The following is a 23,700-nucleotide window of genomic DNA, read 5'->3' as shown; positions in this document are numbered from 1 at the left end:
TGGAGGTCGGCACACCGGCCTTCACTCCGTCGTTCCGTTTTACGGGATCAGAACATCCTGGTCCCCGGGACTGGCCGCAAATTTTATGAAATTGGTGAGATACTGGACATCCTCATCCGTTTCGCGCCGTCCCAGAAAAATCTGCTTTGCAATGCCGTGTTTGCCAATCCTGATGGCATGCAGGTCAAAGCGCGTGGCGTATTCCTCCACCAGCCATCGGGGAAGAACGGCCACGCCCCGGCCATGCGACACCATGACCAGCATGATATCCGTCGTTTCGATCTGCTTCTGCTGACGCGGCGCAATCCCGGCGGGCTGTAGAAACTGCGTGTAAATATCCAGCCGTTCCGTCGGCACCGGGTAAGTGATGAGGGTCTCATCCGCCAGCTGCTCGGGTGTGACACATTGAACATCCCGCAGCCTGTGGCCGCTTCCGACAACAAGAACGAGTTCATAGTCAAAGACGGGTGTGAACTTCAGTTCCGGCTTGTAGAGCGGATCCGGCGTTACGAGGATATCAATCTCGTTGCCCAGCAGCGCCCCAATCCCCCCGAACTGGAATTTCTGCCTGACATCCACATCGACTTTCGGCCAGCGTTCCAGATACGGCGAGACAACGTTGAGCAGCCATTGATAACACGGATGGCACTCCATCCCGATCCTCAGCGTACCGCGCTCTCCATTGGCAAACTGCTCCAGCCGCTCTTCGGCCAGAGAAAACTGTGGGAGCAGCCGGTTGGCAAGCGAAAGCAGCCACTGCCCCGCCTGCGTCAGAACCAGCGACCGCCCTTCCCGACGCCAGATCTTCACGCCAAGCTGGATTTCGATCTTGCGGACCGCATGGCTCAGAGCAGGCTGCGTCAGGTTCAGTCGCGCCGCAGCCGCCGTCAGCGACCCCTCCCGGGCGACTTCCTGAATGATCATCAGATGATTGCGTTCGAGAATGGCCATACCCTGTCAGTCATATGCACAAAACTCATATGCCGACAGGGAAATGTTATTCCTGAAGCCCTGCGCTTAATAGAATTTGAGCGTGTCGGCCTGAAGCCACGCGGTCGTTCCCGGAGCACAGGAAAGACCGATCTCCAGATCGGTGATGTCCCGGCCTGTCCAGGCCCTATGATGCGGATTGTCCACGCTTGCCAGACTGGTGAACGGAACCCGGATCGTCTGCCAGTGTGCAGACAGCGGCAGGGATGCGCTCCAGGATGCCCCGACCGTCCCGTTGGCCGTCATGCGCGCATCGCAGGATGATCCCCGCACCTCAACGGAAATTCCATGATAGGCCGAGACATCCACGGGCAGTATCGCGCCGGTCGAAAGCGGCACGGAGACACCCGCATAAGGCGTCTTCTGCTGCGCCATGGTCGCCGTCATGAACAGCACATGCCCTTTGCCCGCCTCGCGCGGCATGACTCCGGATACCTCGACCGTTCGGTCCGGTCCGCGATCCATCGTATCGGTCCGCAGCGTATCCAGCGAGGAACGCCCATCCGTCCGTTCAAAATCATCCACAAGTTTCGCGGCAGGCATCGGCGCAGGCCATCCGGGCCGCCCGTCGGCAGGCGGAGCTTCGAGCCCGTAGAGCGGCTTTCCATCCACCATGGTCATTGCCACATGATGAATGTCGGAAATCGTCTCCCAGGGCCGTCCATCAAAAACCGTAATATCCGCCCGCAGACCCGGCGCGATGACACCGCGGTCCTTGTCCTGCCCGATCAGGACAGCACTGGAATGCGTCGCAGCCGTCAGGGCCTGCGCCGGCGTCAGACCGGCACGGACCAGAAGTTCGAGTTCATGAAGCGTTGAAAGACCATGCGGCGTCGCAGGCATCCCCGCATCCGTTCCCACGCCGATGATGACGCCCGCGCGAAAGAGCTTGCGGACATTGCGCAGTGCATTGTCGAACAGGACACTGTTCGCAACGACCTTGTGGTCGGAAGAATGAACCCATTTGTCCGGATCGAACACCGAAAGTGTCGGGATTTCACCCATACCGCTCTCCCGGATGAGACCGACTTCGCCATCGGTCAGCACCCGGTCCTGAAGACCATGCGCCAGCGAATCAACTTTTGCCCGCGCCGCAATCAGCCCCCGTTCGACGGTCAGGGTGTGGGTCATGACCTTGAGACCCTTGACATGGGCCTCCGCCACGGCCGCCGCCAGCGTCGCTTCATTCATGCTGGTATTGTCGGGCATGCGGTTGTAGCGCCAGCCATCCGAGAAAATCTTGATCAGGTCCGGATGATACGCCACCACTGCGTCAATCGCCGCTTTCGCGCTGTCCGGAGAACTGATCCAGCGCGTCGTGTTCTGGTCCGCCCAGTCCGCACCATGGCCGCCCGGCGTGCTGATCCGGGCCGCAAAATTGACATGCGGCGCATCGAGCTTCGCCAGCCACGCCCGCAAGGGCGCATAGGCTTCCGGCGCTTCGTTGAAATCGCTGACCGTCGTCACACCCGAACGCAGATAGGCGGCGGCGATGGACGGATAATCAGTGGGGTCCCCCGCCACGGTCCAGTGCGTATGAAGATCGAAAAGCCCGGGTGTGACCGCCATGCCGTGCACATCAATGACATGCGCATCGGAAGGAACCGCGATGTCCTTTCCGACCTCCGCAATCCTGCCATCACGGATCACAATGGTCTTCCGCGCCGCCGGAGCGCCCGTGCCGTCAAAAACGACGCCTCCCACAATTGCAGTCGTCTCCGCCATCGCCAGAGGCACGCTTGCGAGCATGAATGCGGCACCAAGGCTCGCGGTCATCAGGGTTCGTTTCATCATCTGCGTCTTTCAGTCCTTGGCGTTCAGTTTGGCTCGGAAATGGCCGGTTTCAGATCGGGGCATCTTCCGAAAGCCACCCTCCTTCGCCTCCGCCGATGGGCGTTCCCGGCGGAATATTGGCGGCTGGCCGCGTTGTTTTTAACGCCTCGCGCCCCAGACGCGCCTGATCATGCAGCAGGACACTCATTTCCTGACACCAGACCGCTTCATCCCCCTGCCCTTTAAACGCCGCGAAATTCCCGGCCGCCTGCCGGATAGCCCCGGAAAGAGCCAGCGCAACATCCGGCGAGGCATGCGGATCATCGCGCGTCTGGGCCATGCTGAGAATGGTCCGATAGGCAACCCGCCGTTCCAGAGCCGTCTGGTGCCGGGACGCGACATCAGCCGTCAGCCTGTTCAGCAGATCTCCAAGACCGGGCAGCGCAGGATCGCGGGCATGTTGCAGAACCATCCGCTCCAGACGGCCCGGCCCGAGCAGGGAATGCAGCGTGATCTCGGCCGCCGTCTCTGCCGCATTGAGCGGATCAAAAGTGGAAGACCCGGCCATCCGGAAGACTTCAGTATCGTATTGCGGATCAGAATTGCCATTCACGCCAGACGACAGCATGAGCGTCAGCGCTGGCGAAACGCTCAACACCTTCGGAGACAGCGTCTCCAGCAGGACATCCATCGCCGCATGCTGCCGCTTCGCATCAACCGAGACCGGCAGCGGACTCTGTCCGTCAACAACGGCATAGCGGTAATCCAGCCCACCGATCAGCTTGCCGACAGCCTCGACGTCATAACGATGCACCAGCCAGAGCGGAACGAATTTGCGACGCAGGTCGGACAGCCGCTCTCCCGGATGCAGGACATGAGGCCCAAAATGCGACAGCGCGATCTCACGCACCTTCAGCATCTGCCGCAGATCGTCCGGCGTGTCCCCACCATCCGTCCACATATTGTTGCCCGCGAGTGCGGAATCGCTGTCCCGGCCGTCGATATCGGTGCCGAAACGCATGCCCTGCGCCTCGATCGCTTTGGCCTTGAGCGCCGCGGCCTTCTCCGGATCCTCGCCAGGCTTCGGCTGACCGTACAACCAGTCGATGGCATAGCGGTCCCAGGAGCCGACACCCTTCGCATAGGCATCGGAAAAATCGAGCTTATCGCCCGTTATCCCAATCCGGGGGCCGGGATAATCCATGACGGAGGCACGGTCCTGCATGCTGGCATAAAAATTATGCACAAGGCCAAGCGTATGACCCACCTCGTGAACGCCAAGCTGCCGCAGCCGGTCCAGCGAAATCCGGACAGGATCATCGGCACGGCCGGTATTCTCGTCCTCAGTCCCCGCCAGCGCCTCGAAGATGATGAGATCCTGCCGAAGCCGAAGCCCTTCCAGCACCACGTTTCCGCGCAGCACTTCGCCCGTCCGCGGATCAATCACACTGATCCCGTAAGAATAACTGCGGGTCTGACGTTCATTCCAGTTGACGATGTTATAGCGGATATCCTGCGGATCGACGCCTGGCGGCAGGATCTTCACCTGGAACGCGTCAATATACCCGGCAGCATCAAATGCGTTGTTCCACCAGGCGACACCCTCGGCCAGAGCGCTCCGCACAGGCTCGGGTGCGGCGTTGTCGATATAATAGACGATCGGCTTCACAACCCGCGAACGCGCTGCGGACGGATCGGTTTTGACCAGCCGGAAACGGTTGGCATACTCGACCAGAACATTCTGTCCCAACGGTGCCCCGAAATCATAAACCGCCGTCCCATGACTGCCCGAGCGAATATCCAGCCTGCGCGGCACATATCCCGCCCCCGGAAGACGCACGAGCGAATGATGGACAATGAAGCTGATCTGATGCGGATCTGGGGAAAGCTGGCTGACTTCCTTTCCCGGAGCGTCGGATGCAAAGGTCAGAACGGATTCTGCCTCGATATTGTCCGGAAAAGCCTTGACGCTGGCTGAGTCCACCTGACTGAGGGCGGCAAGCTGATGAAATCCCTTCCCCCCGGCCTCAACCGTATCGGGCAGCTTCATCCCTCCGCCATTGAGCGTTTCGGCAATGGCCATCGTGTCATGGGTATAAAAAGGCGTGAGATCGACCACCGTATGCCCGGCCTGATCGACCGAAACGATATCCAGCATCGCAATCACGCTGAACGGAAAACTCCGCTTGACCCCTTTCCGAACGTCCGCATCCCCCTGGGACATGAATTTCGGATTTTCAAAAATCACCGCAACCCGCGAGCCGATCCGGCGAAAAGCCAGAATATGCGTCGGCCCGAGCATCCCGTGATCCAGCCGGATATTGGCCGACCCGATCCCTGTCCGCAGCGCACTGGCATAAAGATAGCGTCCATACAGCCCATCACTGTCCGGCGCGGGCAGCGAAACCAGTGTTTTTCCGTTATGGGCATCGACACGAACAGCCAGCAGTGGCGCTTCTTTCGTTTCCTGACCAGATGCCGACGCCCCGATCCCCAGACCCGCAGTCGCAATGGTGCTCACAAGAAGCAGAAAACGGAAATTTCGTAACGGGCGGAAAAATTTCAAAGGCAACATGAAGACTTCCTGCTTTCTCCGGGAAAGAGGGAAGAAGTTCAGGAGACCATTCCCGAACACAATCCGCCCTTTTCCGGAGGCGATAAACGGCCTGTTTTCAGAAATTCGCGGTAACGGCGACGCGGAAAACCCTTCCCAGATAATTGTAGAGGGACTCATTGGTCTGGGCATAGGCAGGCACGTTGTTTCCGTCAGGCCCGCTCCCGATCAGAACCGGTTTCGAATTGAGCATGTTGTTCATAACGAACGTCGCTCTGACAGGGTGGTTATAGGCCGTGAAATCATAGGCGATGGACGTATCGAAATAGACAGCACCCTTGATGTGGTTGTTGTTGATCGTCCGATGCTGCGGCGTCGAAACCGGGCAGTTCGTGGTGCACTGGACATAGTCGTTGCCATAAACACCCGAGCTGAAACCACGCGCCACAAGATTGAACGTATAGTTGTCCACCTTATAGAAAGAACTGATCCGGTAATTCCATTTCGGTGCGCTGTAATCGCCCGCCAGACTTCCGCCATTCACGCCAGCATAGTTGATCGGATAGACGTTATTATCAACCGTATTGGAGATGTAGTGCGTGATTTCGCCATGGACCGAGAATGTCCCCGGCAGCTTCTTCCAGATCTTCGCAAGGCGGAACCTGTAGCTCGCCTCGATATCCAGCCCCCGCTCCTTCTGGCTGGCAAAGTTGAACGGCTGTAACAGGATGCTTTGCAACACGCCATTCGAATAATGGATGTTATTGCACCATGCCGTTCCGCCGGAATAGCAGAAATCAACGGCATTCTGGCCCGTGACGGTCCCGATCGCATTACTGATATTGATGCTGTAATAATCAACCGACGCCATGAAACCGGGCAGGAAACGCGGGCTGAGAACCGTTCCCACGGTCCAGGTGTTCGAGGTTTCCGGTGAAAGACTGGTATTGCCAGTCCGGATCTGCGTGAACGGCTGTGAACCTGGATCAGGGGAATTGGCCGGCAGAACCACGGTATTGTTCAGCGAAGTGCCTGCGGCATAAAGCTCATTCAGATTGGGCGCGCGGATATCATGGCTGTACGTCCCACGGAACTTGATGTCCTGAATGGGCGCATAGGTCGCACCCGTCTTCCAGGTCTCGACACTTCCGGATGTGGAATAATCCGTATAACGCCCGGCACCATTGATATCGACGCCCTTCAGAACTGGCAGATCAAGCTCAACATAGCCTTCCTTGACGTTATAGGAGCCTTTGTTGGCCAGGAAGTTACCGTACTGCCAGCCTGACTGATATGCGGAGTTCACATAACCCGACACCGATTCACGCCGCCAGTCGCCACCTATGGCAATGGCTGCATTTCCGCCCGGCAGATGGAACATGTCTCCCCCGATATCGAAGGAGGCGACATGCTGCTGAAGCACCTGCTCACGCGCCGGCTGCCCCGTCTGCCCGCCATAGATGTAATTCAGCGCCGCAGCGGAAGGACCGCTCGTACCAAGACGGTCAATCGGTACACAGCCATTGCCGGGATTGCTGATGGTTGAACGGCACATGATCTGGCCGTTATGCATCACGGCATCCTGAGCCAGAGCCATCCGCGACACATTCCAGGTATTCTTCAGCCGGATATCATCCAGCGTCCGTCCATACTGGTAATACCAGTCCCAGTGCCAGTTATTCCCCGCAAACTTGAACTTTCCGTTCATCCCGCCGACATAACGAAACACCTGACGGCTCACATCACTTCCCGGCACCGGAAAGCCTGCATTGCTCGTCCCCATATTGAACGAGTTTAAACCGGCAGCCGCCATCTGGCTGGCGACCTGTGAATAGTCGCGGTTCAGATAGGCATTGTCGCGATTGATCGTAACCCCGGTGCTGGGGGTCTGCTGGTAATAGCTGCTCCCGCTATATTTGTTCCAGGAAAACTGGCCGAAGATCTCGGTATGCTCACTGATGTCGTAGGACGTGCGGTTAAAAACGCTGATGCGCTCCTCGCTCGGGGTCAGCGAGTTGGTCCCCACATGCCCTTTCAGCGTCTCCTCCGTATCCCCACCAATCATGTAAGGGCTCGAAGCCGAGCTTCTCACACCATATTTGAGCTGCCCGGTCTGCCCCGGTGCTCCAAAATACGTTCCCGCAAGCGGCCCCGAACTGATCAGACCACCCGACGTATAGGTCGAGGGACCAAACCCTGACCCCACAAGCCGCTGCGGCTGACCATTGGTTGCGGTATAGGCCGGGTTGTTGATCTGGAAATATCCGCTGTCGTTCCAGGAACGATCAATCGTATCCACACCAAACTGCTGGTAATACTGTGCATCCAACAGCACATGGAGCTTCCCGTTCAGGAAAGTCTTTCCCATGGTTGCGTTCAGCGTGTAATTCGGATCGTCTGCATAAGTCGTAAAGCCGGTATTGGCCGAGAGCTTCACGCCTGAGAATTTCTTGTTCAGAACGAAATTGACGACACCGCCTACCGCATCGGAACCATACTGCGCGGAAGCGCCCCCCGTCACAACTTCCACACGTTCGACAAGGTTCTGCGGAATGGTGTTGACGTCCACCAGCCCCGTGATGGACGAGGGCACCGACCGCTGACCATCAATCAGGATCAGCGTCCGGTTGGCCCCCAGACCGCGAAGATTGACGGAGTTGATCCCGGCCAGCCCCGAAGACAGAAAGCCCGAACTGGTCGCAGACGTACTCCCCTGCGTCACAGCAGGAAGCTGGTTCACCAGTTCAGAAATATTTGCCGGAACCTGGGCCGCGATATCCTCATGTCCCAGCACCGTCACCGGCGTTGGAGAACTGAAGCCGTTACGGACAATATGGCTCCCCGTAACCGTCACCTGTTCCGCCGCGCTGCTTTTGACAGACGTGACTTTCTGCAATTCCTTCTTTTTTGCAGAAGCCTTTACGCTGGTTCCAGAAGATGATCTATGTTCGGTACCGGAACGTTCCGGAGAATTTTTTTTAACATCCGCGGAAGATGCGGTAACATCTTTCACATCAGCCGCACATACAGCCGTCATCGGGAAAACACACAGGATCGACGTTGACAGAAGAGAGCGGGAAAAGCGGCCCAGCGGAAACTCTATTTGTGCCATACGAAAGGTTCCTGTGTGATGTGTGTAAAGAAAAATTTACAAAAGTTGCCTGATTGAAACAAGAAATTTTTCAGACATTCGCGTTTTGTATTATTCGGATCCCCGGCGTTTCAGGCACCGGCACGGCCCGGAAAAAACAATACTCAAAAATCCCGGTCAGAACGCGATTTCCCATACTGCGCAGGATCTCTGAACGTTCTGACGGGCGCCTGAAACACTGCTCAAAGCTGCATGATCAACTCTGTCAGCAGGTTCCATCTCACAGGAATACTGGAAATTTCTATATATTCCTGCAGGGTATGGGCTCCGTCCCCCACAATACCGAGTGCATCAAGGGTCGGAACTCCCATCGCGGCAGAGAAATTGCCGTCCGAACCGCCACCGGTAGACAGATCAAACAGGGTCTGGCCGTCCGCAATGGAAATGGCTTTCGCTTTTTCAACCAGCGCGGCAATTCCGTCGTTTTTCACATACCCAGGGCGGTTGATCCCGCCTTCAACAACGAAACCAACATCCGGATCCACAGCCTCAAGACCCAGAATACGCTCATTCATTTCCGTCCCGGTCGCACCATCCGGAACGCGCAGATCAACGACCGCCGAGGCGTGCTCTGCCACGACATTGGCACCTGTCCCTCCGGAAATAAGACCGACATTGACCGTGATGCCCCGGCTTTCATCCGTCATGGCTTCAAGCGCCAGAATCTGGTGAGCAAGTTCGCGGATTGCACTCCGCCCTTCGGCATGCGCCCGACCGGAATGAGCCGGACGGCCGTGACAAGACAGGAAGTACCGCCCAACGCCTTTTCGGCCGCTCACGATGCCGTTCCCCGGTCGCCCCGGTTCCGTCACGAGCACATACCGGGCTCTGGAAGCTTCGTCTTCAATCAACGACCGGGATGACGGACTACCGATTTCCTCATCCGACACAACCAGCATTCGTATTGGCAACGGCGACTGCCGGGACAGTCTGGCCAGCGCCCTGAAAGCCAGCAGAACGCCCGCTTTCATGTCAGCAATGCCCGGCCCATACAGCCTGTCCCCTTCCTGTTTCCACGGCAATCCATGGGCGAGCGTTCCGACGGGATGGACCGTATCAATATGGCAGAGCAGCAGGATACCCTTCTCATTCGACATCCGTTCGGGATCGAAAAGAACAAAATGATCCCCCAGCGCCGCCCCGCGCGTGTCCATGTTGCCGCCGTGCACCTCGGCTGCCAGCCCGGCATCCTTGGCACTGGACATGATCAGCCGCCCCAGTTCATCCACCTTGTCGGGACTGGTGGTCGGCGTTTCGATACTGACCCAGTCCTTGAGTTCCGCAAGAAACGACGACAGGTCTTCAGATGACATCTTCATAAAGAAAACTTTCAGAGAACTGGAAAATCAGGGCGTATGAAGGCCGGTGGCCAAAGAGGCAGGCGTATCGCGCAGGCGTTTTCTCATCCACAGGAACGGAACCGTGGACAGCAGGGCCATGACCACCACATAAAAACACCATGAGACAGAACTGCCTGTCCGGTTGATAATCACGGTGAAAATGGGCTGGGCCGAACCGCCAAACACAGTCACGGCCAGAGAATAGGCGCAGCCCACACCCACGGTTCTGACCGGCATCGGAAACAGCCGCGTGAGAATACCGGTACCCGTTCCCGAGGCCGCGCCATGGAAAATGGCCAGAAATCCCAGAAGCGAAAAAACAACCGGAAACCCTGCGCCATGAGAAAACAGCATGAAAACCGGAACAATCGTACAGGCCAGAATGACACGGCAGGTCACGACGATCGCCGTCTGCCCGAAAGCTGAAACCAGATACCCACTGGCAATCGCTCCGAATGCCGTACCAGCACCGATCGCAATATTCACCGACAGGGCCGGAAGCGCATGGAAATGCAGGTTTTTCCCGGCAAACAGGGCACAGTAGAGAAAGAAATACTGAAGCACCGTCCCACCCGCCGTAATCAGCATGCCTGACAGAACCTCCACAGGCATTCCGGTGAAAACGGACAGGATATGGGGCGGCTTCTGCTGCCCCGGTTCGGGAACAAGGGTTTCCTCCAGCGCACCCCGCAGCCAGAGCCCGATCGGCCCGATCATGGCCCCGATCGCAAACGGAATGCGCCACCCCCAGCTGGCAAGCTCATGATGGGTCAGCACAAGGCTCAGCAACGCCCCCAGAAGTCCGGAAGCGATAGTCGCAAAGGACTGGCTCGCAAGTTGCCAGGACGCCGCTCGCCACGAGGTTTTCGTATCCGGTGCGGACTCCACCAGAAACGCCGTGGCAGGTCCCATCTCCCCTCCGACCGAAAACCCCTGAAGCAGCCGCGCCACAAGAAGCAGGGCCGGCGCGGCAATCCCGATCGTTCTGTAGCCCGGCAGAATGGCAATCAGCAGAGACCCGATGCACATCGAAAGCAGCGTCAGAGTCATGGCGGCTTTCCGCCCGCGCGTATCGGCATAATAGCCGATCAGCAGAGCCCCCAACGGCCGTGCGACGAAACCAAGACCGAACACGGAAACCGCCTGCAAAACGCGGACGTAATCATCCGTGCTGCCGAAGAAATAATCACCAATATAGGCCGCATACGCCGTAAAGACCGTAAAGTCGAAAAACTCCAGCGCATTGCCGACAGTCGCGGCAGCGATCGTCCGGGCGGTTTTCCTGCCTGTCATGCATGCTGTCCCTTCTGGCCTGTAACGACGTTCGGCATCATCAGAAATTGTAATTCAAACGGCCACCGATAAACCGGGGCGGCCCTGAAATCGCTGTCTGCACGTTCGTGGCCTGAGAGCGCGTCAGATCATATTTCCGGTCGGCCAGATTGGTCGCATAAACCGTGGCAGACCATTTTCTCGAATTGGGCTCAAACGTCAGGAACGAGTTCAGAAGGAAATAGGCCGGGACGGTCCGGTAAGGCGGATTACCGGGAATTAGACCTTCTGCCCCACGGTAAGAATAATCAACATCGAAGAGAACATGATAATGCGGAAGCACATGAATGGTATAAACAGCAGATCCGTTCATTGAAATCTTGGGAATGCCGCTGTCAACACCATGATAGTTGCTGTAAAACGCCTGCCATATACCGGTCTTGGCGTAATAGGCATTCACCTGTGCCGCATTGATGGAATGAAACTGATCATAAACGCCCCGCTGATATCCCACGACCTGCGTGAGGGTCAGATCCCGCGTGGGATGCGCCTCCATGGAGCCTTCAACGCCCCAGATGGTCGAGCGCGGCACGCTGACATAAGACCCCACAGACCCATAACTGGGGACAACAATGTTTCCGAGCACCTGCTGGTCGCGATAATCATAATAGAAGGCCGCAGCATTCAGGCGCAGACGGTGAGAGAAGAAATCGTTCTTCGTCCCGATCTCATAGGCCAGGATTGTTTCCGGCTTGATGGGCTGTGCCTGCTGCGGCACGACCGTATTATTGGCCGTAAACCCTCCGGGCTTCATGCCTTTGCGAATATCCGCATAAAACAGACTGGTCGGCGTCGCCTGATATTCAATCCCGACCTTCCCGGTAAACTGGTTGGCGAGCGCACCATGCGTTCCAAAATTGAGGTCGTTGTGCCCGAAGTGAATTGTCGTGAGATCGACAAGCTGCCGGGAATCCGATTCATGTGAAATACTGCCGACAAAACGCAGGTTTTTCAGAACCTTGTACCCCAGCGTAACATACTGGTTGAACGTCTCCTGCGGCGAACTGAACCTCGTCTCGGACATGTACCCACGCAGGGCATAATCCGAGAAATCATAGTAGTTGTTCTGCTTCTGCATGATCCGGTTGTAATAAAGACCGGCATCCCAGCTGAATCGGCTCGCACTGTCTTTCAGGTTGTGAAAACTGACTTCCTGCGTGAAGGAATTCGCAACCTGGGTGCGATAGTCGTCTGCCGTGGCATACGGCATTCCGTCCTGATCCTGGTATTCATGAAGCTGAACGGCGTCATAGGCGCTCGAAACATCAAGCTCTCCAAACCGGAAGCGATGCGCCATGGCCAGATGAAAGCCCCAGTTCAGATCATTGAACTGGGGTTTGGTATCATGATAGCCGATCAGTTTCGCAAACGCCGGCTTGATGTCCCAGCCCGTCTGGTAATAGCCAAGATCACGTCCATACTGTCCCGCAAAGGCCGAGAGGTTGTTGTTGATCCTGAAACCCGGAGCTTCCGAGCGGTTCAGGGACCAGTATCCGGTCAGATCCACATCCGTATCTTCATCCGGCTGCCAGGCCAGCTTGCCGCGGATCGCCCCGGTATGCTGGTCCCCGAGAGACTGCCCGGTCTCACGGTTGGTATAGTACCCGCCCCCTTCAAGAAGCTCCGCCGCCAGACGGTACTGAAGATTATGCGTGATGGAGCCGGTGACGAACGCATCGGTCTTGCTCCTGTTGTACGACGCGAAATCTTCGGCAATCCCGGCATGAAACTGCTTTTCCGGCGCCTTGGTCGTAATACGGACCTCACCGCCTGTCGTGGTCTGTCCATGTGTAAAGCCGGACGGTCCGGGATCGACCCCGATACTGTCGATATCGAACAGAGGCCCGGATGTCATGGACGAAATCGGATACGCCACACCATCAATATAGGGCATGACGGAAGGCGTATTGTTCATGGTCAGATCGTTAAAACCGACGCCCCGAAGATGAAAATTCAGCGCACTCGAACCGTACTGGCTTTCAATCTGAAGGTTCGGCGCCAGCTTCTGAATATCCGTCGTGGTGATAACCGCGCGTTGCTGCAGCGTTTCCGAGCTAATCATTGTGGTCGATGAGCCCACATGCTGCTCTGTGTTGAACCGCGTCGGAAGTTTGCGCACCGAAACCTTGATGGTCTCCGCATCCGTGGCTGTCCGGGATGTTGCATGGCCCGCATTCCTGTGACGCACCGAAGCGCCCCCCAGAGGCGCCGCATGTTTGACGGAATGCGCCGAATGCGTGGGCGCAGCTTCGGCAGAACCAAGCGTTGCGCCCACCGTACCGAATGCCAGTGCCGTTGTCAGTTTACAGCTCCGGGAAAGAACGCGCAGCACCATGAAAAGCTTCCTTATAGAGGCCTGTCTATACGCAAGGGCGGATTGCAGGACGCCCCTGATGACAGCCGGAAAGCCCTACTCGTTTCTTAAATGAAATATTAAAAAAACGATTGAATCCATGCCGTAACATCGACAAGAATGTTGCGTTCAATGCAACGGAGTAACGAAATGTTTGGGGGGCATGAATTAAGCGAACGAACCCTGCAATATCTGGACGCAGTCGCGCGCTTTGGCAGCATTCGCTCCGCTGCAACGGCCATCGGCGTTAATGCGTCCACAATCAGCCGCCAGATTGCAGCCCTTGAAGACCAGCTGGCCCTCAGCCTTCTGATGAAACGCGGGCGCGTCACGGCCCTGACGGAAATGGGAGAAGTCGTCTGTAATTATGGACGCGAACGGGCCCGCCTGACCCGGCGCTTCCAGAACAGCCTCCAGGAATATCGCACGCTGGAACGCGGACATGTCACGATCGGGAGCGGCGAAGGAATTGTCAGCGTTCTGATCAAGGCCGTTCTGCACCGGTTCGTCGCCAGTCATCCCGGCATCACCATCGAAATCCGCACCGCCCCCCTGCCCCAGCTTGTCCAGATGGTGCGTGATGACGAAGTCGATGTCTGTATTTACGCTGGCACAGCGCGCGACCCCATCCTGAACGCCCGCCCGTTCCAGACCGAACCGTTATGCGCGATTTTGCCGGCCACACACCCGCTGGCTACGAGAGACACCGTGACCATGGAAGACATCGCGAGCAGCCCACTCATCTTCTTTCAGTCCCACTTTGCCGCCCAAACCTATGTCGATGCCATTCTGGAAGACCGGCAGCTCAACTGTTTCCCGGCCTACCGTTGCGACCTGTTCGGAACGGCACTCTCCCTCGTCGCGCACAATCTGGGCGTCGCCTTCATGACCAAAGGCGCGGCACAGGATTATGTCGATCTCAATCGTGTCTGCGCCGTTCCTCTGGATCATCCTATTGCGAAATCCTTCGAACGTTACGCCGCAGTTCGCGCCGGTCGGCGCCTGATGCCGGCGGCATTCGATCTGTGGCGGGACATTCTCAGTACCAATTCAGGGCTGTTCCAGACGCCTGCCTGACTCGCAGTTGTTACGGTTAAAAAACGCTCCACATCACCATTTTGTCAGAGCGAACAAGAAATAGTCATTTCCATTATTGGCGAAAAATCCGGAAGAAAGCGCATCACATATCACGCTATTCCTCAAGGAGAGCGCCATTGGACACATTATCTGATCCCAATCCGGTTTCGGCCATGCTTTCGCGCAGGCGACTCCTGGCCCTTTCCGGAGCCTGCCTGACAGCCGTCGCCGTAGGAACGGCAAAAAAAGGTTCTGCTCAAGAAATAGTGTCTTCAAACCGTGATGGCATTTCCGATTTCATGCAGCTTTCCGCCTTTGCAACCGGTCATAAAAACCTGGATCTCGGCATTGGATCTGCCCTTTTCCTGGCTTTCGAGGCGCAGAAACACGATTTCCCCGATCAGGTCGCCGCTCTTCGCGAGCGTATCGCCAAAAACGGATATCCGGATGTCGAAGCGCTGGAGGCAGCCCTCACCGGTGACCCTCTGCACGCCACGCTCCTCCAGATTATCCGCGGCTGGTACTCGGGCGTCATTGAAAGCGGAACGAATGCCAAGGTTTACGCCTTCGAAAAAGCGCTGATGTACCAGACATCCCGCGATGTCGTCGTCATCCCGACATATGCCCATAACGGGCCGAATTACTGGGTTGCAGAGCCCGCTTCCGTCGCTGTCATGCCGGAATTCTAAGGGAATTATCTCAGTGATCATGCGATATTTTCGTCCCCTGTCCGGCACGGCCCTGACGACTGTCTTCCTTCTCGCCGGAACGTCCGCCCAGGCACAACCGACAGAGCCGACACCCGCCTCAGCCCATCGTCCTTCCATCAGTCGCGGTCACTATCTCGCGATCGCCGCGGACTGCGCGGCCTGTCATACAAATGGACGCGACGGTCAGTTTCTGGCTGGCGGTTATGCCATTTCCTCTCCTATGGGAAATATTTACTCTACAAACATTACGCCATCGAAAACATACGGTATCGGGAACTATACTCTCGAGCAGTTCTCGCAGGCCCTGAGACACGGCATCCGCGCCGATGGAGCCCAGCTTTATCCAGCCATGCCGTATGACGCCTATAACCGCCTGACGGATGAAGACGTCAAATCGCTCTACGCTTACATCATGAATGAAGTGAAGCCCGTAGACGCCCCGTCGCCCAAAACGCAGCTTCCCTTCCCGTTTTCCATCCGCGCATCTCTGGGGATCTGGAAAATTGCCGCACGGATCGAAGGTAAGCCTTATGTCTTCGACCACACCCACAACGACGACTGGAACCGCGGCCGTTATCTGGTCGATGAACTGGCCCATTGCGGCGAATGCCACACGCCTCGCAATTTCCTCCTCGCGCCGGACCAGTCCGCCTATCTCGCCGGTGCGGACATAGGCTCCTGGCGCGCACCAAATATTACCAATGATCCCCAGAGCGGCATTGGCGGCTGGTCCGATCAGGACCTCTATCAGTATCTGAAAACCGGCCAGACGGCGCATGCCCGTGCTGCAGGACCAATGGCCGAGGCGGTCGAGCACAGCCTGCAATATCTGCCGGATGCGGATATTTCGGCAATCGTGACCTATCTCCGTTCCGTTCCGCCCAAGGCCGAAGCAGGAGAAACCGTCGCCAATTTCGCACATTCCGGCCGTCCGTCCAGCTACAGCGTGGCGGACGCCAATGCGCGCCGAAACAACAGCACCCTGGCCAAAACCACGGACGGCGCAGCCCTCTATGAAGCGGTTTGCGCGAGTTGCCATCAATCCAACGGCAAAGGATCGCCCGATGGATATTATCCCTCTCTCGTAGGAAACACGACGACGGGGCAACGCAATCCGAACGACCTGATCGCCAGCATCCTGTATGGCGTGGACCGTACCACGGATCATCACGAAATCCTGATGCCAGCCTTCGGTCCCGGCTCTCTGGTTCAGCCCCTGACGGATGAACAGATCGCGACAGTCGCGGATTACGTTTTGAGTCATTTTGGTAACGCACAGGCCACGGTTTCCGCAGATGCAGTCAAACAGGTCCGCATGGGCGGCAAGCAGGTTCCGCTCGCCCAGCTCGCAAATCCGGGCGTGATGCTCCTGCTCGGGGCTGGTGGTGTCCTTGGCGCCATCATCGTGGTGGGTGGCATCTGGTGGCTGGTCAGCCGTCGGAAACAGCGTGTCGCTCAATAGAATTCAAGGATCATATCATGTCTGGTGAAACGCTTTCGGCTGATGTCGTCATCATTGGAGCAGGAATCTGTGGCTCCCTGCTTGCCCATAAACTCGTCCGCAACGGGCTTTCCGTTCTACTGCTGGATGCCGGTCCACGCCGCGACCGCTCCCAGATCGTTGAGAACTGGCGGAACATGCCGCCCGACAACAAATCCCAGTACGACTACGCAACGCCTTATCCCAGCGTTCCATGGGCACCGCATACCAACTATTTTCCTGACAACAATTACCTGATCGTCAAAGGCCCGGACCAGACAGCCTACAAACAGGGCATCATCAAGGGCGTTGGCGGCACGACATGGCACTGGGCCGCGTCAAGCTGGCGCTATCTGCCCAACGATTTCAAACTGCATTCCACCTATGGCGTCGGACGCGACTACGCCGTGAGCTATGACGAACTCGAGCCCTATTATTACGAGGCCGAGTGCGAAATGGGCGTCATGGGGCCGAATGGCGAAGAAATCACGCCCTCCGCACCGCGCAAAAACCCCTGGCCCATGACCTCCATGCCTTATGGCTACGGAGACCGCACCTTTACCGAGGTGGTCAGCAAGCTCGGCTTTTCGAACACGCCCGTTCCGCAGGCCCGCAACAGCCGGCCCTATGACGGCCGCCCCCAGTGCTGCGGCAACAACAACTGCATGCCAATCTGCCCGATTGGCGCGATGTATAATGGCGTCTATGCCGCACTGAAGGCCGAAAAGCTCGGCGCAAAAATCATTCCGAACGCCGTCGTCTATGCGATGGAAACGGACGCGAAAAACAAGATCACCGCCATCCGCTTCTACGATCCCGAAAAACAGTCCCATCGTGTCGTTGCAAAAACATTCGTCGTCGCAGCCAACGGAATCGAAACCCCGAAACTGCTGCTTCTCGCCGCAAACGACCGCAATCCCAACGGCATTGCAAACTCGTCCGACCTCGTCGGCCGGAACATGATGGACCATCCGGGCATCGGCATGAGCTTCCAGTCCGCAGAACCCATCTGGGCTGGTGGCGGATCGGTCCAGATGAGCTCCATCACCAACTTCCGGGACGGCGATTTCCGTTCGGAATACGCCGCCACACAGATTGGTTACAACAATACGGCCCAGAATTCCCGCGCCGGCATGAAGGCCCTGTCCATGGGGCTGGTGGGCAAGAAGCTGGATGAGGAAATCCGCCGCCGCACGGCGCATGGCGTGGACATCTATGCCAATCATGAAGTCCTGCCCGATCCGAACAACCGCCTCGTTCTTTCAAAGGACCACAAGGACGCCCTGGGCATTCCACACCCCGAAGTGACTTATGATGTAGGCGAATATGTGCGTAAATCGGCCGTCATTTCCCGGCAGCGTCTCATGGACATTGCCAAGGCCCTTGGAGGAACGGAAATCGAGATGAGCCCGTACTTCACTCCCAACAATCACATTACCGGGGGCACCATCATGGGCCATGACCCACGCGATTCCGTCGTGGACAAGTGGCTCAGAACCCACGATCACGCCAATCTGTTTCTTGCAACAGGTGCCACAATGGCCGCCTCGGGAACGGTGAATTCGACTTTGACAATGGCCGCGCTCTCACTGCGCGCCGCAGACGCCATTCTCAATGATCTGAAACAGGGATAGGTCTTTTGAAAACAATGTCTAAACGCCGGAGCACGGGCGCCGTCCTCAGTCTTCTCATCGCCGCAACAGGCCTTACGGGGTTTGCCTCAGCGAAGGATCTGACAGTGAATCTGACAACTTCCAATACCCTGATCGAACAGGCCAAAAAACTGGCAGCCGCCAGTCATAACCGCGTCGCCATTGCCATTGTCGATGCAGGGGGGAATCTGGTGTCCTTCCAGAAAATGGACGGCACACAGCTCGGCAGCATCGAACTGGCCATCCGCAAGGCCAAGACAGCCCTGTCTTTCGCCCGCCCGACCGCAGACATGGAACATGCCCTCAATAGCGGGAACTACATGATCAGCACGCTGCCCAACGCTCTTCCCGCAGGCGGCGGATATCCGATCATGGTGAACAACCAACTCGTGGGCGCCCTTGGTCTGAGCGGCGGTGAGGGCGATACCGACGCCCATCTCGCCCAGTCCACAGTCACCACCTTCCTGCAGGCTTCAAAGGCAAAGAGCACTGAATGAAAACCCGACGTCTCCTGCACAGGAAAAAACTCGCCGGGTTTTTCCTGTGCGCGGTTCTGGGGATCATTGGCCCCGGCCGTCAGGCACTCGCACAGAGCGAGACCTCCCAGAACCTTGCGACACCTGACTCCTACAAAGCCCGCGCCTTTGCGATGGAAGGCGTGGGCACCTTCGCAGTTGGCCCGCTCGTCCCATCGCTGTACGGCAACCCTCACCTGTTCGGGGACTGGGGGGGCGCCCAGACATGGCTGACAAAGCACGGCATGTATCTCAATGTCGCGCTCAACGAAGAATACATGGCCAACGTCACCGGCGGCCGCACAAAAGACAACGTGCTAGCCGGTCAGGTGGCGGCCGAACTGGATGTGGATTGGCAGCAGCTTGCAGGCGTCAAGGGGCTGTGGACGCATCTCCTCGTGATTAACGGACACGGGCGCAGCTTCAGCCATACACTGGGTGATTCAGTTACGAATCCGGAACAGATTTATGGTGGACGTGGTAACGTCGTCGCACATCTTGTCGCGATGTATGCGGATAAATCCTTCCTGAACGACCGCATCATCCTGTCCCTTGGCGATATTCCGACAGGCAGTTTCTTCGCCTTTGATTACGTCGCCTGCTCCTTCATGAACGTTTCGGTGTGCAGTAACTTCGCTCCCGGAAAATATGTTCCCGGTGGGCGCGACTGGCCATCAGGCAACCTGGGTGGCGTACTGCGTCTGCGCCCCACAGAGCAGACCTACATCATGGCGGGCGTCTTCGCGGTCTCTCCCCACAGCTACAATGGTGGCATTTCAGGCTGGGCCATGGCCCAGAGCGGGCTCGGGAAAGTCTCGTCGCAGATCGAAATCGGCTGGATGCCCTCTTTCGGCAAAGACAAACTGCGCGGCAATTACAAGATCGGCGCCTGGTACGATAATTCGCGCTATCCGAACCTTTATGAAGACATCCACGGCAACTCCTTTCAGGCTACGGGACTGGACCGGCGCTATGAAGCCGGGATGACCTCAGCCTGGTTCATGTTCGACCAGATGCTTGTCCGCAACGGACCGGGCGTAACAGACGGGCTGATCGTGATTGGTGGCGTCGGATATGCGCAGGGCAATCTCGTTGCCATGCGGGACCACGAATGGATCGGCCTCGTCGATAGCGGAACCGCCTGGCACCGGAGCGGCGATCAGGCCGGTATCATGTTCCAGCACATGGACATGAGCCATACCGTGACCCTTCAGCAGGAATCCTCACTCGCGCTCGGACTGCCCTATCTGGCCAATCAGTGGGGGCCTGTTTACGGGGTGCAGCACTGGGAAAATGTCTATGAGGCGTTCTACAGCACCCACATCATGCGGGGCACAACCCTGCAGGCTGATTTCCAGTACCTTCAGCGTCCGGGTGCAACGACGACGTTCAAGGACGCCGCAGTTATCGGCGGGCAGTTGACGGCGAATTTCTGAGATCCTCCACCAAGGGAGGATCCAAAGAGTTCGCTCAGCGGTCCGTCAGGGTTTTGAGAAACGCAATAATGGCCTCGCGATCATGCGGGGTCATGGCGGGCTGCTCGCCGGGCTTGCGGTCAAACGGAGCGTCAGTCGTGTCCAGATTGGCGCGATACTGGACCGGGATATCGTTATACGCCTCGACATGTCCCGTCTTTGAAACCGGATAGAAGCGCTTGGGTTCGAGGTCGCGGAGGGCGTAGAAATCAAGCACGTCCTCCAGCGAACGAAAAACCCCGTTATGGAAAAAAACCTTGCGTGTGGCCACATTCCGCAGCGTCGGCGTGGTGAACATCCCGCAATAAAGGCTCAGAGCGGTTCGCCCATCCGCCTGACGGTCACAGACCCCCAGATCATAGGAATTCGGGTCATGATTCGCCTTGAGCGCCATGTTACGCGGCGCGCCCAGGGCTTCATACTGGTGATCCGTAAAAAGCGGCGGCAGGCGCGTGCTGGCGACCGTATCGACATGGCACGCCGCACAATTGCCTTTTGCGGGATCGTTAAAGGCCAGATACCCCTCCCGTTCCAGAGGGGAGAATTTTTCATGCCCTTCGAGCCAGCCATCGAATTTACTGTTGTAGCGATGAAAGGCCGGGTCTTCGATCTGATACCGGGCCATGGCAAAAATCGCTTCAGCCAGCAGAAGTGAAGAAGACGCATTGGCGCCAGCACCCGCAAGCTGTTTCAGTGTGTCCGAATAGGGCGCATGAATGACGCGCTCCGTCACCTTTTCAGGCGTCGAGGCCATTTCTGCGGGATCATAAAGCGGGCCGAGCGCCTGCTCCTGCAGGGTGTCGGCACGGCCATCCCAGAACAGCCCTCCCTGCGGCACCATATTTGCTGATGCAGCACCCGGATTGGCAGCATTTTTGCCGCCACGCTGTGTAGCCGCCGCATTGGCCACGATGGCTGGCGCGGCTTCGCTGGTCGGATTATCGGGACCGATGCTGAAATTGGGGTTCCGCTCGGCATAGGTCAGGGTCGGAATGGAGCGCCGTCCCTGAAGATCCAGATGCGCACCACCCAGAAAAACAGGTGTTGCAGCCGAGGATGCGTAATGATTTCCGGGTTCATGACACGACGCGCAGGACAGTCGTCCAGACCCGGAAATCAGAGGATCGTGAAAGATCTGTTTCCCGATTTCCGCCATCTGCGAGAGCGGATGAACATCCGGTCGCCGCAACGGCACAGGACAGGGATTGCTGCCATCCTCTGCGGGAAGGCAGGAGCCCGTCTGCTGCGCCAGGGCGCTTCCCGTCCAGAGAAGCGCCAGAAGAGTGATGCGACCCAGAACGGGCCGCATCCGATGGTGAAAATCAGGCATAAAGATCAGAGGTAGCGTGAAAACATGGAGAAGATCGAGGACAGCAGGGAGGAGAAATAACCCTGCGCGTTGTCGTTGGAAGCCGTGTCACCCGAGTGATGGCCAAACGGTGAGTCATCATGCCCGGAAGACTGATGGCCACCGCCATGGTGGGGGTGACGGGTTGCAACGATATCACCCGTGTTGTCGTCGAGTTCAAGCGTTTCCGTGTTGGGGTCATGACGGAAATCGAACAGATCGTCGATCTTGCCAGCCGTGGCGTCAAAGGACCCCTGCCCCAGACGCTTGCCGCCGAGCCAGTTGTCTTCGATGAAGCGCGCGATGGAAGCCTGGGTCGTCAGGGTATGGCTGACGAAGTTCTGCTTGGCCCAGGGTGAAATCACGATCAGCGGGATACGCGTGCCGGGTCCGCAACGACCATTGACCGGCTTTCCGCCAACGCCTGTCGGAGCCGTACCGGTACCGCAGATTCCCGCGCCACCCAGCTGGTCCGCAGCAGCATCGAAAGAGCCGTGTGTCGGCGCGACATAGGCATGGTCATACCAGCCGTCGGAGTCATCATAAGCGATCAGAATCGCCGTATCCTGCCATTCCGGTAGCTTCTGAACGGCATTGACCACATCAACCACACCAACCTGCTCGTCCAGCGGGTCGGAATAGCCGGCGTGACCGTCCTGATAGGCGGGGAGCTTCACGAAAGACACGGCAGGCAGGTTGCCGGCTTTCACGGCGGCGTAGAAATCCTTCAGATCATATTCATGATTTGCCGGTTCCTTTTTCGCCGTCCCAGGAACGTAGCTGTATCCGATGGAACTGACCGAGGCCGGGCGGGCATGGGTCGGGTTGGACGTGCTGAGGTAATACTGGAACCAGTTGTGATGCGGGATGTAGTCCGCAACGTTTTCGGACACGATGCTGGAATATGTCGTGCGCGAGCAACCCGTTGACCCATCCGTATTGGAGGCGGTGAGGTCAAAGCCTCCCATGAAGCCGCCCCAGGTGATGCCACGCTCGTTCAGCAGATCGCCGATATTACGACCCGTCATCATGCCCTGATTGGTCGTGGAGGAGCAGGCATCGTAGCCGGGGTCGATGTCATTAACCATCGTCCAGCCACCCTGTCCGTCAGCCACATAGGCGGACGACTTGGCAACGGTGGACGGCTTCTGCGTGGTCGCCAGAAGCTTCAAACCGTTCGTCTGGCCGGAAACGACTTCAAGCGCACCCGGCGTCGAAGGACCATAGGTGTCGGTATAGGCATTGTCGCTCATCGCAAAGCGCTGTGCATAACGCCAGTACGCCGTGACCGTGTTGCCATCGTAATAGCCGAGAACCTGCCCCTTGGTGCCGAAAGCGCCAACGCCGCCGGATGTTCCACGACCGGTATAAAGCGGGAAAAGGTCCGCCTTGCCGTTGTCATAGGCCATCTGTTCGGCCGTATAGGCATGATTCTGGTCAGCCGTGCTGGCCTGCGTGCGATCCAGACGGAACGGAAGCGCTGCGTCAGATCCGTTGGCCGCATTGGTGTTGGGGTTCTGCTCCAGCAGTCCCTGCGAAAGCAGGTTGTTGACCGTCGGCGTACCGGGGCGCGCCCTGAAGCCCGGCTCTCCCGTAGGGTTCGCAGCCTTCGGATAGGTGGCGAAGTAATGATCGAAGGAGACGTTCTCCTGATAGATCACCACCAGATGGCGAATGGGCGTCCGCGTCTCGGACCCATGCTGGAATGAACCCTGATTCTGGTTCTGTCCCTGATCATTCCAGGGATTCCAGCCACGGGCCTGGCTGAGGGCAGGAGCGGCAACGGACAGGGAGAGAAGAACAGACAGTGCAATTTTGGTGCGCTTCGCAGACACGTCGCGGAATCTTTCATGATGCACGGCATGACCGGAGCAGGGTGCCAGAGGTTCAGGTGAACACCGCCTTGACCGGCTCACGCCAACACAGTGGATGAGACAGTGCGTTAACTAA

Annotated in this window: 15 protein-coding genes; 6 read left to right on the top strand and 9 right to left on the bottom strand. The window is 57.6% G+C overall.

Translation table 11 applies throughout. From position 1 onward, the window contains the following. Positions 1 to 39: 39 nt before the first annotated feature. The 7 genes from GAL01_RS03290 to GAL01_RS03260 all read right to left on the bottom strand — a co-directional run bounded on the left by GAL01_RS03290 (position 40) and on the right by GAL01_RS03260 (position 13,475). Entirely contained in the window at positions 40 to 951 is a 912-nt protein-coding gene (locus GAL01_RS03290; protein WP_062027305.1) for a LysR family transcriptional regulator, read from the bottom strand. Positions 952 to 1,017: 66 nt separating this feature from the next. Beyond that, positions 1,018 to 2,784, bottom strand: a complete 1,767-nt coding sequence (locus GAL01_RS03285) for an amidohydrolase family protein (protein ID WP_197458950.1) — start codon at positions 2,782 to 2,784, stop codon at positions 1,018 to 1,020. Between the two features lie 49 nt (positions 2,785 to 2,833). After that, complete coding sequence (locus GAL01_RS03280; protein WP_099253098.1) at positions 2,834 to 5,338, bottom strand: zinc-dependent metalloprotease; 2,505 nt, start codon at positions 5,336 to 5,338, stop codon at positions 2,834 to 2,836. A 97-nt stretch (positions 5,339 to 5,435) separates the two neighbouring features. Next, positions 5,436 to 8,213 (bottom strand): TonB-dependent receptor plug domain-containing protein, encoded by a 2,778-nt coding sequence (locus tag GAL01_RS03275; RefSeq protein WP_062029830.1) that lies wholly within the window; start codon positions 8,211 to 8,213, stop codon positions 5,436 to 5,438. A gap of 437 nt (positions 8,214 to 8,650) precedes the next feature. After that, positions 8,651 to 9,787, bottom strand: coding sequence for a M20 family metallopeptidase (locus GAL01_RS03270; RefSeq protein WP_062029724.1), 1,137 nt, complete (start codon positions 9,785 to 9,787; stop codon positions 8,651 to 8,653). A 27-nt stretch (positions 9,788 to 9,814) separates the two neighbouring features. Then, positions 9,815 to 11,101: an MFS transporter gene (locus GAL01_RS03265; RefSeq protein WP_062029726.1), complete on the bottom strand. Its 1,287-nt coding sequence runs from the start codon at positions 11,099 to 11,101 to the stop codon at positions 9,815 to 9,817. Between the two features lie 40 nt (positions 11,102 to 11,141). Next, the gene (locus tag GAL01_RS03260) at positions 11,142 to 13,475 is read right to left on the bottom strand and encodes a TonB-dependent receptor (protein WP_099253079.1); all 2,334 of its coding nucleotides are present in this window, start codon (positions 13,473 to 13,475) and stop codon (positions 11,142 to 11,144) included. A 168-nt stretch (positions 13,476 to 13,643) separates the two neighbouring features. Between GAL01_RS03260 and GAL01_RS03255 the strand changes: the two genes are divergently transcribed. The 6 genes from GAL01_RS03255 to GAL01_RS03230 all read left to right on the top strand — a co-directional run bounded on the left by GAL01_RS03255 (position 13,644) and on the right by GAL01_RS03230 (position 20,363). Then, entirely contained in the window at positions 13,644 to 14,570 is a 927-nt protein-coding gene (locus tag GAL01_RS03255) for a LysR family transcriptional regulator (RefSeq protein ID WP_099253077.1), read from the top strand. Between the two features lie 137 nt (positions 14,571 to 14,707). Next, on the top strand, positions 14,708 to 15,259 hold the full coding sequence (locus GAL01_RS03250; protein ID WP_062029733.1) for a sorbitol dehydrogenase family protein: 552 nt from the start codon (positions 14,708 to 14,710) through the stop codon (positions 15,257 to 15,259). Positions 15,260 to 15,278: 19 nt separating this feature from the next. Continuing rightward, on the top strand, positions 15,279 to 16,742 hold the full coding sequence (locus GAL01_RS03245; protein ID WP_062029735.1) for a c-type cytochrome: 1,464 nt from the start codon (positions 15,279 to 15,281) through the stop codon (positions 16,740 to 16,742). A 17-nt stretch (positions 16,743 to 16,759) separates the two neighbouring features. After that, complete coding sequence (locus GAL01_RS03240; protein WP_062029737.1) at positions 16,760 to 18,394, top strand: GMC family oxidoreductase; 1,635 nt, start codon at positions 16,760 to 16,762, stop codon at positions 18,392 to 18,394. Between the two features lie 14 nt (positions 18,395 to 18,408). Beyond that, a complete protein-coding gene (locus tag GAL01_RS03235) occupies positions 18,409 to 18,909 on the top strand; it encodes a GlcG/HbpS family heme-binding protein (protein ID WP_231865312.1) in 501 nt (166 codons plus the stop codon). Further along, entirely contained in the window at positions 18,906 to 20,363 is a 1,458-nt protein-coding gene (locus GAL01_RS03230; RefSeq protein WP_099253073.1) for a carbohydrate porin, read from the top strand. The genes GAL01_RS03235 and GAL01_RS03230 overlap by 4 nt, the downstream gene beginning before the upstream one ends. 34 nt (positions 20,364 to 20,397) lie before the next feature. Here the strand turns inward: GAL01_RS03230 and GAL01_RS03225 are convergent, their stop codons facing one another. Continuing rightward, positions 20,398 to 21,732, bottom strand: coding sequence for a cytochrome-c peroxidase (locus GAL01_RS03225; RefSeq protein WP_231865313.1), 1,335 nt, complete (start codon positions 21,730 to 21,732; stop codon positions 20,398 to 20,400). A gap of 5 nt (positions 21,733 to 21,737) precedes the next feature. Next, positions 21,738 to 23,414: a phospholipase C gene (locus tag GAL01_RS03220; protein ID WP_231865316.1), complete on the bottom strand. Its 1,677-nt coding sequence runs from the start codon at positions 23,412 to 23,414 to the stop codon at positions 21,738 to 21,740. Between the last annotated feature and the right edge of the window lie 286 nt (positions 23,415 to 23,700).

The organism is Gluconobacter albidus, assembly GCF_002723915.1.
Taxonomy (GTDB): Bacteria; Pseudomonadota; Alphaproteobacteria; order Acetobacterales; family Acetobacteraceae; genus Gluconobacter; species Gluconobacter albidus.
The sequence above is the reverse complement of the archived record's forward strand: the minus strand, read 5'-3'. Positions and strand labels throughout refer to the sequence as shown.

Bases quoted from the DNA above. Each gene is read 5' to 3' on its own strand.
- GAL01_RS03290 (WP_062027305.1), bottom strand. From the start codon at position 951: ATGGCCATTCTCGAACGCAATCATCTGATGATCATTCAGGAAGTCGCC.
- GAL01_RS03285 (WP_197458950.1), bottom strand. From the start codon at position 2,784: ATGATGAAACGAACCCTGATGACCGCGAGCCTTGGTGCCGCATTCATG.
- GAL01_RS03280 (WP_099253098.1), bottom strand. From the start codon at position 5,338: ATGTTGCCTTTGAAATTTTTCCGCCCGTTACGAAATTTCCGTTTTCTG.
- GAL01_RS03270 (WP_062029724.1), bottom strand. From the start codon at position 9,787: ATGAAGATGTCATCTGAAGACCTGTCGTCGTTTCTTGCGGAACTCAAG.
- GAL01_RS03265 (WP_062029726.1), bottom strand. From the start codon at position 11,101: ATGACAGGCAGGAAAACCGCCCGGACGATCGCTGCCGCGACTGTCGGC.
- GAL01_RS03260 (WP_099253079.1), bottom strand. From the start codon at position 13,475: ATGGTGCTGCGCGTTCTTTCCCGGAGCTGTAAACTGACAACGGCACTG.
- GAL01_RS03255 (WP_099253077.1), top strand. From the start codon at position 13,644: ATGTTTGGGGGGCATGAATTAAGCGAACGAACCCTGCAATATCTGGAC.
- GAL01_RS03245 (WP_062029735.1), top strand. From the start codon at position 15,279: ATGCGATATTTTCGTCCCCTGTCCGGCACGGCCCTGACGACTGTCTTC.
- GAL01_RS03240 (WP_062029737.1), top strand. From the start codon at position 16,760: ATGTCTGGTGAAACGCTTTCGGCTGATGTCGTCATCATTGGAGCAGGA.
- GAL01_RS03235 (WP_231865312.1), top strand. From the start codon at position 18,409: ATGTCTAAACGCCGGAGCACGGGCGCCGTCCTCAGTCTTCTCATCGCC.
- GAL01_RS03230 (WP_099253073.1), top strand. From the start codon at position 18,906: ATGAAAACCCGACGTCTCCTGCACAGGAAAAAACTCGCCGGGTTTTTC.
- GAL01_RS03225 (WP_231865313.1), bottom strand. From the start codon at position 21,732: ATGCCTGATTTTCACCATCGGATGCGGCCCGTTCTGGGTCGCATCACT.